Genomic DNA, 17,673 nt, shown 5'->3' on the forward strand with positions numbered 1-17,673 from the left:
CCGCGTTCGGGCCTTGCGAAGATGTGCCAGAGTTGCCACGTCCGCCCTGTGAGCACGTACCGTACGGCCACACAGGTGGGACCAGGTGGGGCAGCGGGAAGGGGCAGCCGGTTTGACCACGCACGCACCGCAGGCGGAGCAGGCCGTCACGCTGCCCACGACACTGGACGAGGCTGTGGCGGCCCTCGCGGCCATGCCCACGGCCGTCCCCGTGGCGGGCGGCACCGACCTGATGGCCGCCGTCAACTCCGGTCAGCTCAGGCCCGCCGCCCTGGTGGGCCTCGGCCGGATCAGCGAGATCCGCGGCTGGCAGTACCAGGACGGCCACGCGCTGCTCGGCGCGGGCCTCACACACGCGCGGATGGGCCGCCCCGACTTCGCGGCCCTGATCCCGGCGCTCGCCGCCGCCGCGCGCGCGGCGGGCCCGCCGCACATCCGCAACGCGGGCACCCTGGGCGGCAACATCGCCTCGGCCGCCCCCACCGGGGACGCGCTGCCGGTGCTGGCCGCCCTGGAGGCGACGCTGATCATCGCGGGCCCGGGCGGAGCCCGCCGGGAGATCCCGGTGTCGCACCTGCTGGCCGGCGTGGAGATGCTGCGCGGCGGCGAACTCATCGGCTACGTGCGCGTGCCGCTGCTGCACGCCCCGCAGGTCTTCCTGAAGGCGACCGGACGCACCGGCCCGGGCCGCGCGGCGGCCTCCGTGGCCCTGGTGCTCGACCCGGCCCGGCGCGGGGTGCGGTGTGCCGTCGGTGCCATAGCGCCGATGCCGCTCAGGCCCCTGGAGGCCGAGCAGTGGGTCGCCGGGCTCATCGACTGGGACAACGACCGCGCACTCGTCCCGGAGGCCCTGAGCGCCTTCGGGGAGTACGTCGCCGCGGCCTGCATCCCCGACCCCGCCCCGGAGCCGGACGGTTCCGTGGCCCCGCTTCCGCCCGCCGTACTGCACCTGCGGCGCACCGTCGCCGCGCTGGCCCGACGAGCACTGGGGAGGGCGCTGTCGTGACCGACGACCAGCACGGAGAGGGCACGCCCCAGGGTGGCGGCCGCTGGAATCCGCTGCCCCAGGGCGACTACGACGACGGCGCCACCGCCTTCGTCAAGCTCCCCGAGGGCGGCATCGACGCCCTGCTGTCCGGTGACAGCCCCCTGGCCGCGCCCGGCCACGGCTATGTGCCGCCGCAGATAACGGCGACCCACGAGGCGAGCGACCCGACCGCCACCGGCACCTGGGCCGTGCCCGCCGACGGTCACCAGTGGCCCGACCCGAACGCCGTGCCCCAGGAGCAGGCGGCGGACGACCGGTTCACGTACCACCCGGCCGCCACCCAGCAGTGGACCTTCGAGGAGCCCGCGGCCCCGGCGGCGCCCGGGCGCGACGTCACCGGGCAGTGGTCCATCCCGGTCGCCGGCGGGGATATCCCGGATGAATCGGGCGAGTTCACCACGTCCTCGCTGGTCGAGCAGTGGGGCGGCACTCCTCCGGCCACCCTGCCCGGCGGCGCGCCCGCGCCCTGGGCGACGGAGTCCGCGGGCCGGCCCTGGGGACAGCCGGAACCCGGCGCCGAGCCCCACGCGGCCGACGCGTCCCCGGCGCCGGAGTACGCCCCCACTGCGCCGTACGCCCCCACAGCACCCGCACAGGCCCCTGAGGGCCCCGCTGACGGCCCGGCACAGCACAGTGAGCCCACGGCCCGGGCGGCCGCACAGGAGGCCGCGGAAACGCCGGACACGGCCGACACCGCGCCGGACGCCGTCGGCACGCCGGAGGACAGTGAGGCCGTAGAGGCTGTCGAGCCCGCGGCGCAGGCCCCGGACCCCGAGGACCCGGCGGCCGCCGGGCAGGACGCCCCCGAGGACCCCGCCCAGGCCGCCCAAGGCCCGAACGACGACCACCCCCTCGCCTCCTACGTCCTGCGCGTCAACGGCGCCGACCGGCCCGTCACCGACGCCTGGATCGGCGAGTCCCTGCTGTACGTCCTCAGGGAGCGGCTCGGCCTCGCCGGGGCCAAGGACGGCTGCTCGCAGGGCGAGTGCGGCGCCTGCAACGTGCAGGTGGACGGGCGCCTGGTGGCCTCCTGCCTGGTCCCGGCGGTCACCGCGGCCGGTGCCGAGGTCCGTACCGTCGAGGGCCTGGCCGTCGACGGGCAGCCCTCCGACGTGCAGCGGGCGCTCGCCCGGTGCGGTGCCGTGCAGTGCGGTTTCTGCGTGCCGGGCATGGCGATGACCGTGCACGACCTGCTGGAGGGCAACCCGGCGCCGACCGAGCTGGAGACCCGGCAGGCCCTGTGCGGCAACCTGTGCCGCTGCTCCGGCTACCGGGGCGTCCTGGACGCCGTCAAGGAGGTCGTCGCCGAACGCGAGGCGCACACCGCCGGCGACGTTGAGACGGACGGGGACGAGGCACGTATTCCGCGCCAGGCGGGCCCGGGCTCCGGCGGCGTCAACCCGTCGGCGTTCGAGGCGCATGGTGTCTTCGACAGCCCCGGCACCTTCGGTACACCGGGAGCGCACGATCAGCAGTACGGCCAGGACGGAGGCCAGGCGTGACCAACGAAGCCGCCATCGCGACCACCGCGGCGGAAGCGGCCCCGGCCGCCGAGTCGCTGCCGCACGGCCTCGGCGCCTCCCTGCCGCACGCCGACGCCCGGGCCAAGACCGAGGGCACCTTCCCGTACGCCGCCGACCTGTGGGCCGAGGGCCTGCTGTGGGCGGCCGTCCTGCGCTCCCCGCACGCACACGCGCGCATCGTGTCCATCGACACCACCCACGCGCGCGAGATGCCCGGCGTCCGGGCCGTCATCACCCACGAGGACGTGCCGGGGACCCCGCGCCACGGCCGGGGCACCCCCGACCGCCCGGTGTTCGCCGCCGAGGTCGTACGCCACCACGGCGAGCCCATCGCGGCCGTCGCCGCCGACCACCCGGACACCGCCCGGATGGCCGCCGCCGCCGTCATCGTCGAGTACGAGGTACTCGACCCGGTCACCGACCCGGAGCAGGCCTTCGAGGCCGAACCCCTGCACCCCGACGGCAACCTGATCCGGCACATCCCGCTGCGCCACGGCGACCCGGACGCGGTCGGCGAGGTCGTCGTCGAGGGCCTGTACCGCATCGGCCGCCAGGACCCGGCCCCCATCGGCGCCGAGGCCGGTCTCGCGGTGCCGCGCCCCGACGGCGGCGTGGAGCTGTACCTGGCCTCCACCGACCCGCACTCCGACCGCAACACCGCCGCGGCCTGCTACGGCCTGTCCCCCGATCGGGTGAAGATCGTCGTCACCGGGGTGCCCGGCGCCACCGCCGACCGCGAGGACCAGGGCTTCCAGCTCCCGCTCGGCCTGCTCGCCCTCAAGACCGGCTGCCCGGTGAAGCTCACGGCCACCCGCGAGGAGTCCTTCCTCGGCCACGCCCACCGCCACCCGACCCTGCTGCGCTACCGCCACCACGCCGACGCCGACGGCAGGCTGGTGAAGGTCGAGGCCCAGATCCTCCTCGACGCGGGCCCCTACGCCGACACCTCCGCAGAGTCCCTCGCCGCCGCCGTCTCCTTCGCCTGCGGCCCCTACGTCGTCCCGAACGCCTTCATCGAGGGCTGGGCCGTACGCACCAACAACCCGCCCTCCGGCCATGTGCGTGGCGAGGGCGCCATGCAGGTGTGCGCCGCCTACGAGGCGCAGATGGACAAGCTCGCGAAGAAACTCGGCCAGGACCCGGCCGAACTGCGCCTGCGCAACGCGCTCGCGACCGGCGACGTGCTGCCGATCGGCCAGACGGTCACCTGCCCGGCGCCGGTGGCCGAACTCCTCCAGGCGGTCCGCGACTTCCCCCTCCCCGCCCTGCCCAAGGACACGCCCGAGGAGGAGTGGCTGCTGCCCGGCGGCCCCGAGGGCGCGGGCGAACCGGGCGCGGTGCGCCGGGGCGTCGGCTACGGCCTGGGCATGGTGCACATGCTCGGCGCGGAGGGCGCCGACGAGGTCTCCACGGCGACCGTGAAGGTCCACGACGGCGTCGCGACCGTGCTGTGCGCGGCCGTGGAGACGGGCCAGGGCTTCACCACCCTCGCCCGGCAGATCGTCCAGGACACGCTCGGTATCGACGAGGTGCACGTGGCACCGGTCGACACCGACCAGCCCCCGGCGGGCGCGGGCTGCCGCGGCCGCCACACCTGGGTCTCCGGCGGCGCGGTGGAACGCGCGGCCAAGATGGTCCGCACACAACTGCTGCAGCCCCTGGCGCACAAGTTCGGCATGTCGACGGAGCTGCTCCAGATCACCGACGGCAAGATCACCTCGTACGACGGCGTTCTCTCGACGACCGTCACCGAGGCCCTGGACGGCAAGGAGCTGTGGGCCACCGCCCAGTGCCGCCCGCACCCCACCGAGCCGCTGAACGCCGAGGGCCAGGGCGACGCCTTCGTCGGCCTCGCCTTCTGCGCGATCCGCGCGGTGGTGGACGTGGACATCGAACTCGGCTCGGTCCGGGTGGTCGAGCTGGCGGTCGCCCAGGACGTGGGCCGGGTGCTGAACCCGGCGCAGCTGGTCTCGCGCATCGAGGCGGGCGTCACCCAGGGCGTGGGCATCGCGCTGACGGAGAACCTCCGCACACCGCGCGGCCTGATCCGCCACCCCGACCTCACCGGATACGCGCTCCCTACCGCCCTGGACGCACCGGAAGTCCAGATCGTGAAGCTGGTCGAGGAACGGGACGTGGTCGCCCCCTTCGGCGCCAAGTCGGTCAGCGCGGTCCCGGTGGTGACGTCACCGGCGGCCATCGCCTCGGCCGTACGCGCGGCCACCGGCCGCCCGGTCAACCGCCTCCCCATCCGCCCGCAGGCCGCGGTGGTGACACCGCAGTGACCACGCCTCCTGAAGAACATCGCTACGAACCCCCGCCCAGCGTGGGCAAGTTGTTCCTGTGGATCCTGCTGTTCGCCGTGGCGGCACTGGCGGTCGTCCTGGGCGGCATCTACTTCACATGAGGGACGGGGTCGTCGTCATCACCGGGGTGATGGCGTCCGGTAAGTCGACGGTCGCGCAACTCCTCGCCGAGCGGCTCCCGCGCGCGGCACACGTCCGGGGCGACGCGTTCCGCCGCATGATCGTCTCGGGCAGGCGCGAGTACGCCCCCGGAGCCGGCCCCGACGACGAGGCGACGGCCCAACTCCATCTGCGCCACCGGCTGTCGGCGGCCGCGGCGGACACGTACGCGGAGGCGGGCTTCACGGCCGTCGTCCAGGACGTCCTGCTGGGCGAGCGGTTGACGACGTACACCGGCCTGATCCGCACCCGCCCGCTGTACGTGGTCGTCCTGGCGCCCCGCCCCGAGGCGGTGACGGTACGCGAAGCCGGGCGCCCGAAGACCGGCTACGGCGCATGGACGCCGGTGGCCCTGGACGAGGAACTGCGCCTGCGCACCCCGCGCATCGGCCTGTGGCTGGACAGCTCGGACTGGACCCCGGCGAAAACCGTGGACGCGATCCTGGCCGGCACGGAACGCGCGAGGGTCGCCTGACGTCCTTAATCCAAGGGCGTTGTCAGTGGTGCGGCGTAGTGTTCTGGGCAGTGGGGGACGGCCGCTTCCGGAGGGAAGCCGGAGGACGGCCGGGCATGCCCAGCCCAGGGACCGACGCACCGAGGAAGATCGCGGGGGAGCGATGAGCACGACCGATGCCGGGGTGCCGGCGATCACGCTGACCGAGGCGGAGCTGGACCGGTACGTCACGCACGTGCCGACGCGCGGCCTGCTCGCGGGCCCCGGACTGCCCACGGACACCGACCTGTTGACGTTCTCCCCGCTCCGCACGCACGGCCTGCGCACCCTCGGCGACGCCACGGACGGCCCCTTCCGCCTGGCGGAGGAGCTGCGCAACCGCCTGGTGATAGGCGAACTCCTCAACCCCGCGGGCATGGAGCGCGAGTCGATCCTGCTCGACGGCGACACGGGCGAGATCACGACGGCCTACCTCTTCGACCCGTCCGACTCCCGCCCCTTCGCCCCGTCCCTGGACACCCTCCTGCGCTTCGCCGCCGTCACCGAGGAACTGGCAGGTCTGCGCGGCCGTTTCGCCGCCCTGTCGGGCCAGTACGGCCCCAAGACGGTGACCGAGGCCTCCCGCCGCCTCCTCGCGCTCTTCGAGGAGGGCACGAACGGCGAGGTCCCGCCGTACTGGAAGACGGCGGCCCTGATCCGCCCGCTCGCCCTCATCGCCGGCCCCGGCACGGCGTCCGGCCTCACCCTGGACGTCCCGGCCCGGGTCCTGGACCAGGAGTTCGGCCACGGCCGGGTGGCCCGCTTCGAGGAGGTCGACTTCCCCACCACGCTCACCCACGAGCTGACCCGCCGTTTCCTGCGCGAGACGGGTCTGCCGGAGGAGGCGGTCCTCTTCCACGCCGACACGGACGTCCCGCTGCCCACCCTCACCGAGTACTACACCGGAGAACGCGCCGACGAGTACCCCCTGGAGGACCTCCCCGCCCACTGCGACCACCTGATCCGCCTCGGCTACCTGGTCGAGGACAACAGCCTGGTGATCGACGGCAGAACGGGCGCGATCCTCACCTTCAGCGAGCCGGAGGCAACGCTCTACCCCCTGAACACCGACGTCTCCACCCTGGCCTTCACCCTCTGGCTCCTGCACCACGAGCGCACCATCGACGAACACCTGGGCAACGAACTGACGACGGACGCGTACGACCAGCTGGCCGCGGCGATGATCCAGACCCTGACGTCGATGGACCCGACGGCCCTGTCCCCGGCCACCGAATGGCACTACTGGACGGAACTGTTCCAGGACGAGGCGGGCGGGGTGCTCTGAGTCACTCCAGGCAGATCTCCACGCAGACCTTGTGCGGAGCCTCTCCGACCCACTTGCAGCAGGCCGAGTGATGCGAGCGCACGGACTCGTCGTCGCGATTGCGGAACTCGGTGATGATCTGACCGTCCTCGACGCGGGACACCCCGACCTGCTTCTCGAAGTCGATCTGCATGATGTCGTGCTCGAGCCTCATGCAGGACACCGCGTATCTACGGGCGGCGTCAGGGTATTTGCCGAACACCTCGTCGATCGCGGCAAAGAACTCAGGATCTCGCTCAGGTCCGCAAGCAGGCTTCGTGGCCATGGTCACCCTCGGGATCGGAGTCAGCGGGACGTAACTCGCTTGACGGTGTGTGCTCAGACAGCGTGCAGGAAGAGTTGCGGCGACCACGCCGTGCAGGTGCCGGGTCCCGGACTGTCGAACGTGTTGGCACAGGCCCGTACCTTGAAGTTCCAGTCGCCGCGAGTAATGGGCGGGCGGACCGACCAGACCCTGCGCCCCATTCCGCGGTCCACCCATCTGTACCAGCCGAGCTGTGACGGATAGGTGTAAGCGATCTCGTAGTAGGCATAGCGCGGGTTGGAAAAGTCGCCGTAGTAGATCTGGAGCGTGTCGGCGCAGCCGTCGAAGCGGGCGCCGGCGTACGGGCTGTTCGAGTACTGGTACCGGTTCGGGATACCGCCGGTGTTGGTGCCGCCGCCGGGCGGGAACGCGTCACGGGACGTGCACTGGGTCGCCGGAACGGAAGCCGGGACCCGTACCTCGGCCGCGTCCGCTGTGCCTACCGTAGAGGCGACAGAGACCAGCAGGAATGCAGCGGCGGTCACAGTAGTGAGGGGACGCCTCAACGTCATCACCTCCAGCGGAAGATGCTTCCAGTACCAGCATGCGCTCCTGTCCCACCCGTCGCATCCGGCACACGGAAACCGGCACGGACGACCAAAAGGGCGGCACCCCGCACGGGGTGCCGCCCTTTCGTTTTGCCTGGTCAAGGCATTGGAGGCCGTGGCGGGAATCGAACCCACGTAACTCGCTTTGCAGGCGAGCCCCTAAACCACTCGGGCACACGGCCGTGATCATCTTCTGTTGTTCGGCCGTGGCGGGAATCGGACCCACGTAACTCCCCGCGAGCGGAGCTCGCTGATGGATGCAGCGCAGGCGAGCCCCTGAACCACTCGGGCACACGGCCGTGTTCGTGGAATGAACGTACGGGCCGGTGAGAGAGGGGTTCAAGGGGACGGCGCGGGCTGCAATGGGACTGCCACACCGCGTTCATGAAACGGCCGGTGTACGACCAAGGTCGCAGGTCGGGTGGGACTACCGACAGGGGTCAAACCTTGTTGTGGGCCTTACGCTGACGAGCATGAGTGCCCTGAAGTCTCCTGACGCCGCTGTTGTGGATGAGGCCGCCGACAGAGACGGCGGTGTGCTGAGCCGGGCCTATCGGGCGCTCAGTGTCGGGATCGTCTCCGTCGTGCTGCTCATCGCCTTCGAGGCGACCGCCGTCGGGACGGCGATGCCTGTCGCGGCGCGGGAGCTGGACGGCGTGGCGCTGTACGCGTTCGCCTTCTCGGGGTACTTCACGACCAGCCTGTTCGGCATGGTGCTCGCCGGGCAGTGGTCGGACCGCAAGGGACCGCTCGGGGCGCTGACCACGGGGATCGCGGCCTTCGCCGCGGGGCTCGTCGTCGCCGGGACCGCCCAGGGCATGTGGGTGTTCATCCTCGGCCGGGCCGTACAGGGCTTCGGCGGCGGGCTGGTCATCGTCGCGCTGTACGTCGTCGTCGGCCGGGCCTACCCCGAGCGGCTGCGGCCCGCGATCATGGCGGCCTTCGCCGCCGGGTGGGTCGTACCGTCCATCGTCGGGCCCCTCGCCTCGGGCGCCGTGACCGAGCACCTCGGCTGGCGGTGGGTCTTCCTCGGCATACCCGTGCTCGTGGTGTTCCCGCTCGCTCTCGCGCTGCCGCAGATACGACGGAGGGCGGCAGGCCCCGTGGCCGGCACCGAGGGCTCCGGCTCCTTCGACCGGCGGCGTATCCGGCTCGCCCTCGCCATCTCCCTCGGCGCGGGACTCCTCCAGTACGCCGCCCAGGACCTGCGCTGGCTCTCGCTCCTCCCCGGCCTCGCGGGAGCCGCCCTGCTGGTGCCCGCCGTCCTCGGTCTGCTGCCGCGCGGCACCTACCGCGCCGCCCGCGGGCTGCCCTCCGTCGTGCTGCTGCGCGGGGTCGCCGCCGGGTCCTTCATCGCGGCCGAGTCCTTCGTCCCGCTGATGCTCGTCACCCAGCGGGGGCTGTCGCCGACGCTGGCCGGGTTCTCGCTGGCCGCGGGCGGGGTCACATGGGCGCTGGGCTCATGGGTGCAGTCCCGGCCGCGCGTGGAACCGTACCGGGAGCGGTTGATGACCGTCGGGATGGTGCTGGTGGCCGCCGCGATCGTCACCGCGCCGAGTGTGCTCGTACAGGCCGTGCCGGTCTGGATCGTCGCCGTCGCCTGGGGCTTCGGCTGCTTCGGTATGGGGCTGGTGATCGCCTCCGCCAGCGTGCTCCTGCTCCAGCTGTCCGCCCCGGAGGAGGCCGGCGCCAACTCCGCCGCCCTGCAGATCTCCGACGCCCTCTCCAACGTGGTCCTCCTGGCCGCGACCGGCGCGGCCTTCGCCGCCCTGGGCGGCGGCAGCACCACGGTCACGACAGCCGAGGTCACCCGTCCCGCCGCCTTCGCCGCCGTGTTCCTGCCGATGGCGGGGGTGGCGCTGGCGGGGGCGTGGGTCACGACGCGGCTGCGGGAGCGGTGAGCCTGGGGGAGCGGTGAGTCTGCGGGAGCGGTGAGTCTGCGGGGGCGGTGAGTCTGCGGGAGCGGTGAGTCTGCGGTGTATCGGGCGCCCCGGTATATCGGTCGCCGGGTCGTGCCGCCGCGTCCTAGCCTCCCCGCATGCATGAGCTGACTCTCTCCCTCGACCCCGCCACCCGGCAGGCGCTGGACGATCTCGCTGACGCGTCCGGCCGCGGTACCGAGGAGGTGGTGCTGGACGCCGTACGCCGGTATCTGGACGAGGAAGGGGCGGCCGTCCGTGCCCACGCCGAGCGCCTCGCGCTGAGCCACGCCGACCTGTTGAGGAGGCTCGGCGAATGAACCGCTGTCTCACCGTCGCCGACGTCACCGCCATCGCCGAGATCGCCTTCGGCGGCCGTCCGCCCGAGGCGCGGGAGCCCGGGCTGCTGGCCTCGGCCGTACACCGGCCCCGTGCACGGATGTTCGGTACGGCCGCCTACGAGGACCTGCACGAGCAGGCCGCCGCCCTGCTGCACGCCCTCGCCGCCAACCACCCCCTGGTCGACGGCAACAAGCGCACCGCCTGGCTGGCCACGGCCACCTTCCTCGCCCTCAACGGGGTCGATCTCGCCGACGTCGATCAGGACACCGCATACGGCCTGGTCATCGACGTGGCCTCCGGGAGTATCAGCGACGTCTCGCGGATCGCGGAGCGGCTGCGGCGGTTGTGACGTGGATCCCACCCACGGGGGACCCGGCCTCGTCCGGGCGTTGACGGGGGTGGGGCGCCGGTAGGGTGGCCCGGTTGTCATACGTAGCCGAGCCGCCCTACCCCCTTAACTACGGAGACCGTGACTACCACCGCCGCTTCCTCCTCCCACCACCTTTCCCCCGCCTTCCCCGGGCGCGCGCCCTGGGGTACCGCCAGCAGGCTGCGTGCCTGGCAGCAGGGGGCGATGGAGAAGTACATCCAGGAGCAGCCGCGTGACTTCCTCGCCGTCGCCACGCCCGGCGCCGGCAAGACGACCTTCGCGCTGACCCTCGCCTCCTGGCTGCTGCACCACCATGTCGTGCAGCAGGTGACCGTGGTCGCGCCGACCGAGCATCTGAAGAAGCAGTGGGCCGAGGCTGCGGCAAGGATAGGGATCAAGCTCGATCCCGAGTACAGCGCGGGGCCGCTCGGCAAGGACTACGACGGGGTCGCCGTCACGTACGCCGGTGTCGGCGTGCGTCCGATGCTGCACCGCAACCGGGTCGAGCAGCGCAAGACCCTTGTGATTCTTGACGAGATCCACCACGCCGGTGACTCCAAGTCCTGGGGCGAGGCGTGTCTGGAGGCGTTCGAGCCCGCGACCCGGCGGCTCGCGCTGACCGGTACGCCGTTCCGGTCCGACACCAACCCCATCCCCTTCGTGACGTACGAGGAGGGGACGGACGGGATCCGGCGGTCCTCCGCCGATTACACGTACGGGTACGGCAACGCCCTGGCCGACCATGTCGTCCGGCCCGTCATCTTCCTCAGCTACAGCGGCAACATGCGCTGGCGCACCAAGGCCGGTGACGAGATCGCCGCCCGGCTCGGCGAGCCGATGACCAAGGACGCGATCAGCCAGGCCTGGCGCACCGCCCTCGATCCGCGCGGCGACTGGATGCCGAGCGTGCTGCGCGCCGCCGACCAGCGGCTGACCGAGGTCAGGAAGGCCATCCCGGACGCGGGTGCGCTGGTCATCGCCTCCGACCAGGACTCGGCGCGTGCGTACGCCAAGCTGATCCGGGAGATCACCGGGTCCAAGGCGACTCTGGTGCTGTCCGACGACGCCGGTGCCTCGAAGAGGATCGACGATTTCAGCGAGAGCAACGACCGCTGGATGGTCGCTGTGCGGATGGTGTCCGAGGGCGTCGACGTGCCGCGGCTCGCGGTGGGGGTGTACGCCACCACCATTTCGACTCCGCTGTTCTTCGCTCAGGCCGTCGGGCGTTTCGTACGGTCCCGGCGGCGCGGCGAGACCGCGTCCGTGTTCCTGCCCACCGTCCCCGACCTGCTGACCTTCGCCAACGAGATGGAGAAGGAGCGGGACCACGCCCTCGACAAGCCGAAGAAGGAGGGCGAGGAGGACCCGTACGCCGAATCCGAGAAGGAGATGGAGGAGGCGAACCGGGAGCAGGACGAGGACACCGGTGAGCAGGACATGCTGCCCTTCGAGGCGCTGGAGTCCGACGCCGTCTTCGACCGGGTGCTGTACGACGGTGCCGAGTTCGGTATGCAGGCCCACCCCGGGAGCGAGGAGGAGCAGGACTACCTCGGGATTCCTGGGCTGCTGGAGCCCGAGCAGGTGCAGTTGCTGCTGCAGAAGCGGCAGGCCCGGCAGATCGCGCACAGCCGTAAGAAGCCGGACTCCGAGGCCGACCTGCTCGAACTGCCCGCCGAGCGGCGGCCGGTGGTCAGCCACAAGGAGATGATGGAGCTGCGCAAGCAGCTCAACACGATGGTCAGCGCCTACGTCCACCAGAGCGGCAAGCCGCATGGTGTCATTCACACCGAGCTGCGGCGGGTGTGCGGGGGGCCGCCGAGTGCGGAGGCGACGGCGGGGCAGCTGCGGCAGCGGATCGCCAAGGTGCAGGAGTGGGCTACGCGGATGCGGTGACGCTCCGCTGGTTTGGCGGTTTCTTTCCCACCCGCCCGCCCGTCTCGGTTGGTCGAGAAGGCGTCGTCGCGGGGCTCCGCCCCGGACCCTGTCCCGGACCCCGTCCTGTTTTCTGTTCCGCCCGAGGCCCCCATGATCCTGGGGCTGCCATGTTCATGGGGCCGTGCGTATCCGGACGAATGCAGGCAGGCCGGATCTGCCCTTGCCCGGATTCTGGACGGAGACTTCCGCTCAGCGAACCGGCTTCGCTACTGTCCCGCTACGCACACGCCCCGTGGCAGCGCCGCCGCGGAGCGCAGCCGTGAAGCGACATGGCCCGGAGCCGACGGGTCGTTCTGCCGATCGGTCGCCTCTGAGGCGCGTCGCCGTCGGGACCCGGCGACGCATCCGTCCGCCCAGGGGTTGCCGACCTCACCACCAAAGGAGTGGGCGTCGTGACCGCGGAGACCTCCCAGACGCTCGACCGGGGACTGCGTGTCCTCAAGCTGCTGGCCGACACGGACCATGGCCTGACCGTCACCGAGCTTTCCAACAAACTGGGCGTGAACCGGACCGTGGTGTACCGGTTGCTCGCCACGCTGGAGCAGCATGCGCTCGTACGCCGTGATCTGGGCGGGCGAGCCCGGGTCGGGCTGGGGGTGCTGCGGCTGGGCCGGCAGGTGCATCCGCTGGTACGGGAGGCCGCGCTGCCCGCGCTGCGCTCGCTCGCCGAGGACATCGGGGCCACGGCGCATCTGACGCTGGTGGACGGGACGGAGGCGCTCGCCGTCGCCGTGGTCGAGCCGACCTGGACGGACTACCACGTGGCCTACCGCGCCGGTTTCCGGCATCCGCTGGACCGGGGGGCCGCGGGCAAGGCGATTCTCTCCGCGCGGCAGTCGCCCTCGGGCGACCCCGGGTACACGCTGACGCACGGCGAGCTGGAGGCGGGGGCCAGTGGGGCCGCGGCGCCGCTCATCGGTGTGACGGGTGTCGAGGGCAGTGTGGGTGTGGTGATGCTCGCGGATTCCGTTCCGGAAAGGGTGGGGCCCAGGGTGGTCGATGCGGCGCGGGAAGTCGCCGAAGCGTTGCGCTGAGCGCTGCTTTTGGCGGGGGTGCGGTTGTTTTTGGGTGCGGGTGGGTGGGGGCTGGTCGCGCAGTTCCCCGCGCCCCTGAGTGCACAGACCGTCCGCCAGCAAGCCGCCGTCGGACCAGTGCTTTGGCCATCCCGCTAATCCGAATCCCCAACCTTTGGCCGTTCCCCTCACCTCCCGCTGACCACCCCTCCGCATCATCAAGGGCCATACAGCCCCGATGGCGGAGGGAACGGCACGGTGGAGAGAGTCGAGAGCCGGCCACAGGCCGGACAGCAGACAGCGCGCGGAGGCCGGCTCACCCGGCGGCAAGCCGTAGGCACGCTCATAGGCGAGGCCGCCTCCAGTCCGCTCAAGCGGACCATGGGGGTCGCCCAGCTCACGTTGCTCAGTGTGGGGGCCACCCTCGGTACCGGAATCTTCGTCGTGCTCGGGCAAGCCGTCCCGGAGGCCGGGCCCGCGATCGTGGTGTCCTTCGTGCTCGCCGGGGTCACCGCGCTGTTCTCGGCGCTCTCCTATGCCGAGCTGGCCGGCATGATCCCCGGGTCGGGATCGTCGTACAGCTACGCCTACGCCACCCTCGGCGAGCTGGTCGCCTGGGTGTGCGGGTGGTGTCTGATCCTGGAGTACGGGGTGTCCGTGGCCGCCGTGGCCGTGGGCTGGGGGCAGTACGTCAACGAACTGCTCGACCTGGCCTTCGGGGTCACCCTGCCCGAGTCGCTCAGTGCCCCGCCCGGACTCGGCGGCACCCTCAACATCCCGGCCGCTCTCATCGTCGTACTCGCCATGGTCGTGCTGCTGCGCGGGGCCAAGGAGAGCGCCGTCGCCAACACGATCATGGTCGGGGTCAAGATCGCCGCGCTCGTGATGTTCTGCGCCGTCGCCTTCACCGCCTTCCGTGCCGGGAACTTCCACCCCCTCTTCCCGCTCGGCGCCGCCGGCATGAGTGCCGGGGCGGCCTCCCTCTTCTTCTCCTACATCGGCTTCGACGCCGCCTCCACCGCGGGGGAGGAAGCCCGGAATCCGCAGCGGGACCTGCCTCGCGCGATCATCCTGTCCCTCGTCCTGGTCACCGCCCTCTACGTCCTCGTCGCCGTCGCCGCGCTCGGTGCCATGCCGTGGAAGCAGTTCGCGGGGACCGAGGCGACCCTGAGCGAGGTGCTGGTGCGGTCGGTGGGCGGGGGCAGCCTCTGGCCGATCCTGCTGTCCATCGGTGCCGTCGTCGCCACCACCAGCGTCGTGCTCACCGTGCAGTACGGGCAGATCCGCATCCTCTTCGCGATGGCCCGGGACGGGCTGGTGCCGCCGCTGTTCGCCAAGGTCAACCCGAGGACCGGTGTCCCGCGCGCCAACACCGTCATCGTCTCCGCCTTCATCGCCGTCCTCGCCGCCCTCGTCCCGCTCGGCAGCCTCGCCGACGCCACCAGCATCGGCACCCTCTTCGCGTTCATGCTGGTCAACCTGGCCGTCGTCATCCTGCGCAGGCGCAGCCCGGGCGCCCCGCGCTCCTTCCGGGTCCCGCTCTCGCCGGTCACGCCCCTGCTCGGCGTCGGCTTCTGCGTCTACATGCTGTTCAGCCTGGGCACCGACACCTGGATCGCGTTCGGGGTGTGGATGGCGGCCGGGCTTGTGATCTACGGCCTCTACGGCATCCGGCACTCCAGGCTCAACGCACCCCACGAGGACCCCGCATGACCGCCCTCGACCTCACCGCCGACGTCGTCACCCTCACCCGGGCCCTCGTCGACCTCCCTTCCGAGAGCGGACAGGAGGAGAGGATCGCGGACGCCGTGGAGGCCGGCCTGCGTGCCCTGCCCCACCTCACCGTCGACCGGGTCGGCAACTCCGTCGTCGCCCGCACCACCCTCGGCCGGTCCGAACGCGCCCTGCTCGCCGGTCACCTGGACACCGTCCCGGCCGCCGGGAACCTGCCCTCCCGGCTCGACGGCGGGAGCGTCCACGGGCTCGGTGCCTGCGACATGAAGGGCGGGGTGGCGGTGGCGCTGCGGATCGCCGCCACCGTCACCGCGCCCGCCCGCGACCTCACCTACGTCTTCTACGAGTGCGAGGAGGTCGAGGGGGAGCGCAACGGGCTGGCCCGGATCGGCGCCGCGCGGCCGGGGCTGCTCGAAGAGGCCGACCTGGCGATCCTCATGGAGCCCTCCCAGGCCGGTGTCGAGGCCGGCTGCCAGGGCATCCTCACCGCCGACATCGTCGTCAAGGGCGCCCGCGCCCACACCGCCCGCGCCTGGCAGGGCGTCAACGCCGCCCACAAGGCCGCCCGGGTGCTCCAGCGGCTCGACGAGCACACGCCCGAGCGGGTCGTCGTGGACGGGCTGGAGTACCGGGAGGGGCTGAGCGCGGTCGCGGTGCGGGCCGGGGTCGCCGGGAACGTCGTACCCGACGAGTGTGTCGTGACCGTCAACTGCCGCTTCGCGCCCAGTCGTTCGGCCGAGGAGGCGGAGGCGTACGTGCGCGGGATCTTCCCGGAGTACGAGGTTCATGTCACCGAAGTCGTCGCGGGGGCCCTGCCTCATCTGAACCGGGTCGGCGGGCTGGTCTCCGCGCTCGGCGCCGAGCCGCGGCCCAAGCTCGGCTGGACGGACGTGGCCCGGTTCGCCGCGCTCGGCGTGCCCGCGCTCAACTACGGTCCCGGGGATCCGTCGCTGGCCCACACGGCGGGGGAGTACGTGCCCGTCGACCACCTGGAGCGGTGCGAGGAGCGGCTCAGGCGGTGGCTGGGCTGAGCCCGGCCAGCGCCCTCAACTGAAGCCACAGCACCAGCCGTTCGTCGGGGTCGTCCAGGTCGACCCCGGCGTGCTGCTGGAGCTGCTTGAGCCGGTAGCGGCAGGTGTTGGGGTGCACGGCGAGCAGCTTGGCCGCGCCCGCCATGTCGCAGCCCGCGTCGAACCAGCAGACCAGCGTGCGCGCGTACTCCGTACCGTTCTCCGCGTCGTACGCCAGCACCCGCCGCCAGGCGCCCGCGCTCAACTCCCGCCGCTCGCCCATCACTTCGGCCAGCCGCAGCAGCGTCACGCGCGGGCGCACCTCGTCCACCGTGGCGACCGGCAGGTCCGGGTCCAGCACCCGCAGCACCAGGTCCGCGTCCGCCCGGGAGTCCGCGAGGCCGGCCGCGTCCGGCACCACCTCGCCCAGTGCCGCCCGCACCGGCACCCGCAGCGCCTGCCCGGCCCGCCCGACGATGTCCTCGGCCAGTGACTTGTGCCGCTCACCGGGCGCCGGGAGTACGGCGTACACCACCCCGTCCACCAGCACGCACGCGTGCCGCCCGTAGCGCGCCTCGCACTGCAGGCGTACGACGTCCAGCAGGCGCAGCGCGGTCCGCTCGGCGTCCGGGACGCTCGCGGTCGAGTCCAGGACGAACGCGGCCACCCGGGCCGGGCCCGTGACCCCGAGCCGCTGGGCGGCCGTCGGCGCGTCCGTCGTGCCCTCCAGCAGGCGGCGCAGCAGGTCGCTGCCCCGGTGCCGGGCCAGTTCGCGGGCCGCGCGGGCCCGGAGCAGAAGCAGGGCGGCCGTGGCGGCGCCCTGGACCAGGGTGTCCTCGGCGTCGGGGGCGAGCGAGCCGCCGTCGATCACCCAGACGGAGCCGAGCGTCTCCCCGCCGGCCCGCACCGGCATCGCCAGGCGGGGCAGGTCCGACCCGGTCAGCGCGGGCAGCCGCACCGGCCGGTCGGCCGCGAACAGCCGCCGGTACTGCTCGGTGTTCTCCGCGCTGGCCGGCACCTGCAGGCCGAGGATGCCCTGCCGCCGGTCCTCGTCCACCGCCTGCCCGGGGACGGTCGAGTAGGCCAGGATCCGCTGCCGGGGATCCTCGATGGCGGTGGCCCCGCCGACCCCGGCCGCGATCGCGTCGGCCAGCGCGAACAGGTCGCCGAGGCCGGTGTCGGAGGCGGTGGCGGGCCGCGCGCCGATGGCCGAGGCCAGCAGCAGGTGCACCTGGTGCCAGGCCGCGTCCTCGGCGACCGACAGCAGCGCCACCCCGTGCGCCTCCGCCTCCCCGACCGGCCCGTCCGGGCCCCGCACCACCACCCCGGTCAGTCCGGCCTCCGCCGCCGCCCGCACCAGGGGTCCCGCCTGCGCCGCCCGCACCCCGACCGCCAGCAGCAGCGCGCCGGGCAGCCGGGGGAGCGGGGTCCGGCCGTCGTAGAGCACCGCCTCGGTGACGGGTACGGCCTGCCCGGCGGGGGCGGTGTGCAGGCGCAGGGCGGGGCCGCCGACGACGTCCAGGAGGTCGCCGAGAGTGCACGCGTCCATGGGAGTCCTCGCGGGGTCGGCTTGGCTGATGCTGAAACGAACGTACGCATCCCTTGGCCGCTCGCACAACACGCGGCCCTCCATGGCCTCCGAGAC

16 protein-coding genes and 2 tRNA genes are annotated in these 17,673 nt (G+C 72.5%); 13 read left to right on the plus strand and 5 right to left on the minus strand.

Annotation, left to right across the window (positions count from 1 at the left end; genetic code table 11):
• The first annotated feature begins 112 nt into the window (after positions 1–112).
• From CRP49_RS18365 to CRP49_RS18385, 6 genes are all read left to right on the plus strand, one after another.
• Positions 113–1,006 (plus strand): xanthine dehydrogenase family protein subunit M, encoded by an 894-nt coding sequence (locus CRP49_RS18365; RefSeq protein WP_097254344.1) that lies wholly within the window; start codon positions 113–115, stop codon positions 1,004–1,006.
• Positions 1,003–2,550, plus strand: coding sequence for a 2Fe-2S iron-sulfur cluster-binding protein (locus tag CRP49_RS18370; protein ID WP_097254345.1), 1,548 nt, complete (start codon positions 1,003–1,005; stop codon positions 2,548–2,550). The genes CRP49_RS18365 and CRP49_RS18370 overlap by 4 nt, the downstream gene beginning before the upstream one ends.
• Positions 2,547–4,856, plus strand: coding sequence for a xanthine dehydrogenase family protein molybdopterin-binding subunit (locus CRP49_RS18375; RefSeq protein WP_097254346.1), 2,310 nt, complete (start codon positions 2,547–2,549; stop codon positions 4,854–4,856). The genes CRP49_RS18370 and CRP49_RS18375 overlap by 4 nt, the downstream gene beginning before the upstream one ends.
• Positions 4,853–4,978: a hypothetical protein gene (locus tag CRP49_RS47905; protein WP_257033432.1), complete on the plus strand. Its 126-nt coding sequence runs from the start codon at positions 4,853–4,855 to the stop codon at positions 4,976–4,978. Before CRP49_RS18375 ends, CRP49_RS47905 begins: the two co-directional genes overlap by 4 nt.
• On the plus strand, positions 4,975–5,511 hold the full coding sequence (locus CRP49_RS18380) for an AAA family ATPase (RefSeq protein ID WP_097254347.1): 537 nt from the start codon (positions 4,975–4,977) through the stop codon (positions 5,509–5,511). The genes CRP49_RS47905 and CRP49_RS18380 overlap by 4 nt, the downstream gene beginning before the upstream one ends.
• A gap of 142 nt (positions 5,512–5,653) precedes the next feature.
• Positions 5,654–6,814 carry an SUKH-4 family immunity protein gene (locus CRP49_RS18385; RefSeq protein ID WP_097254348.1) on the plus strand — a complete coding sequence of 387 codons (1,161 nt, stop codon included), beginning with the start codon at positions 5,654–5,656 and terminating at the stop codon, positions 6,812–6,814.
• A gap of 1 nt (position 6,815) precedes the next feature.
• Here the strand turns inward: CRP49_RS18385 and CRP49_RS18390 are convergent, their stop codons facing one another.
• The 4 genes from CRP49_RS18390 to CRP49_RS46870 all read right to left on the minus strand — a co-directional run bounded on the left by CRP49_RS18390 (position 6,816) and on the right by CRP49_RS46870 (position 8,004).
• Positions 6,816–7,007, minus strand: a complete 192-nt coding sequence (locus CRP49_RS18390) for a hypothetical protein (RefSeq protein WP_097254349.1) — start codon at positions 7,005–7,007, stop codon at positions 6,816–6,818.
• Positions 7,008–7,171: 164 nt separating this feature from the next.
• Positions 7,172–7,642 carry a hypothetical protein gene (locus tag CRP49_RS18395; protein ID WP_097254350.1) on the minus strand — a complete coding sequence of 157 codons (471 nt, stop codon included), beginning with the start codon at positions 7,640–7,642 and terminating at the stop codon, positions 7,172–7,174.
• A 170-nt stretch (positions 7,643–7,812) separates the two neighbouring features.
• Positions 7,813–7,887 (minus strand) — tRNA-Cys (locus tag CRP49_RS18400).
• A 19-nt stretch (positions 7,888–7,906) separates the two neighbouring features.
• A tRNA-OTHER gene (locus tag CRP49_RS46870) sits at positions 7,907–8,004 on the minus strand.
• Positions 8,005–8,178: 174 nt separating this feature from the next.
• Between CRP49_RS46870 and CRP49_RS18405 the strand changes: the two genes are divergently transcribed.
• The 7 genes from CRP49_RS18405 to dapE all read left to right on the plus strand — a co-directional run bounded on the left by CRP49_RS18405 (position 8,179) and on the right by dapE (position 16,049).
• Positions 8,179–9,606, plus strand: a complete 1,428-nt coding sequence (locus CRP49_RS18405; RefSeq protein WP_097254351.1) for an MFS transporter — start codon at positions 8,179–8,181, stop codon at positions 9,604–9,606.
• A 137-nt stretch (positions 9,607–9,743) separates the two neighbouring features.
• Entirely contained in the window at positions 9,744–9,944 is a 201-nt protein-coding gene (locus CRP49_RS18410) for a ribbon-helix-helix protein, CopG family (RefSeq protein WP_097254352.1), read from the plus strand.
• Positions 9,941–10,315 carry a type II toxin-antitoxin system death-on-curing family toxin gene (locus tag CRP49_RS18415; protein ID WP_097254353.1) on the plus strand — a complete coding sequence of 125 codons (375 nt, stop codon included), beginning with the start codon at positions 9,941–9,943 and terminating at the stop codon, positions 10,313–10,315. Before CRP49_RS18410 ends, CRP49_RS18415 begins: the two co-directional genes overlap by 4 nt.
• A gap of 120 nt (positions 10,316–10,435) precedes the next feature.
• A complete protein-coding gene (locus tag CRP49_RS18420) occupies positions 10,436–12,229 on the plus strand; it encodes a DEAD/DEAH box helicase (RefSeq protein ID WP_097254354.1) in 1,794 nt (597 codons plus the stop codon).
• A gap of 434 nt (positions 12,230–12,663) precedes the next feature.
• On the plus strand, positions 12,664–13,305 hold the full coding sequence (locus CRP49_RS18425) for an IclR family transcriptional regulator (RefSeq protein ID WP_094217775.1): 642 nt from the start codon (positions 12,664–12,666) through the stop codon (positions 13,303–13,305).
• A gap of 237 nt (positions 13,306–13,542) precedes the next feature.
• The gene (locus CRP49_RS18430) at positions 13,543–14,997 is read left to right on the plus strand and encodes an amino acid permease (RefSeq protein WP_097254355.1); all 1,455 of its coding nucleotides are present in this window, start codon (positions 13,543–13,545) and stop codon (positions 14,995–14,997) included.
• On the plus strand, positions 14,994–16,049 hold the full coding sequence (gene dapE / locus CRP49_RS18435; protein WP_097254356.1) for a succinyl-diaminopimelate desuccinylase: 1,056 nt from the start codon (positions 14,994–14,996) through the stop codon (positions 16,047–16,049). Before CRP49_RS18430 ends, dapE begins: the two co-directional genes overlap by 4 nt.
• Here the strand turns inward: dapE and CRP49_RS18440 are convergent.
• Entirely contained in the window at positions 16,030–17,577 is a 1,548-nt protein-coding gene (locus tag CRP49_RS18440; protein ID WP_097254357.1) for a CdaR family transcriptional regulator, read from the minus strand. The two genes, dapE and CRP49_RS18440, sit on opposite strands and share 20 nt — an antisense overlap.
• Positions 17,578–17,673 lie beyond the last annotated feature (96 nt).

The organism is Streptomyces sp. Ag109_G2-15 (genome assembly GCF_900215565.1).
Taxonomy (GTDB): Bacteria; Actinomycetota; Actinomycetes; order Streptomycetales; family Streptomycetaceae; genus Streptomyces; species Streptomyces diastatochromogenes.

Excerpts from the sequence above, each read along its gene's own strand:
- CRP49_RS18380 (WP_097254347.1), top strand. The coding sequence starts at position 4,975 with ATGAGGGACGGGGTCGTCGTCATCACCGGGGTGATGGCGTCCGGTAAG.
- CRP49_RS18385 (WP_097254348.1), top strand. The coding sequence starts at position 5,654 with ATGAGCACGACCGATGCCGGGGTGCCGGCGATCACGCTGACCGAGGCG.
- CRP49_RS18390 (WP_097254349.1), bottom strand. The coding sequence starts at position 7,007 with ATGAGGCTCGAGCACGACATCATGCAGATCGACTTCGAGAAGCAGGTC.
- CRP49_RS18405 (WP_097254351.1), top strand. The coding sequence starts at position 8,179 with ATGAGTGCCCTGAAGTCTCCTGACGCCGCTGTTGTGGATGAGGCCGCC.
- CRP49_RS18410 (WP_097254352.1), top strand. The coding sequence starts at position 9,744 with ATGCATGAGCTGACTCTCTCCCTCGACCCCGCCACCCGGCAGGCGCTG.
- CRP49_RS18415 (WP_097254353.1), top strand. The coding sequence starts at position 9,941 with ATGAACCGCTGTCTCACCGTCGCCGACGTCACCGCCATCGCCGAGATC.
- dapE (WP_097254356.1), top strand. The coding sequence starts at position 14,994 with ATGACCGCCCTCGACCTCACCGCCGACGTCGTCACCCTCACCCGGGCC.
- CRP49_RS18440 (WP_097254357.1), bottom strand. The coding sequence starts at position 17,577 with ATGGACGCGTGCACTCTCGGCGACCTCCTGGACGTCGTCGGCGGCCCC.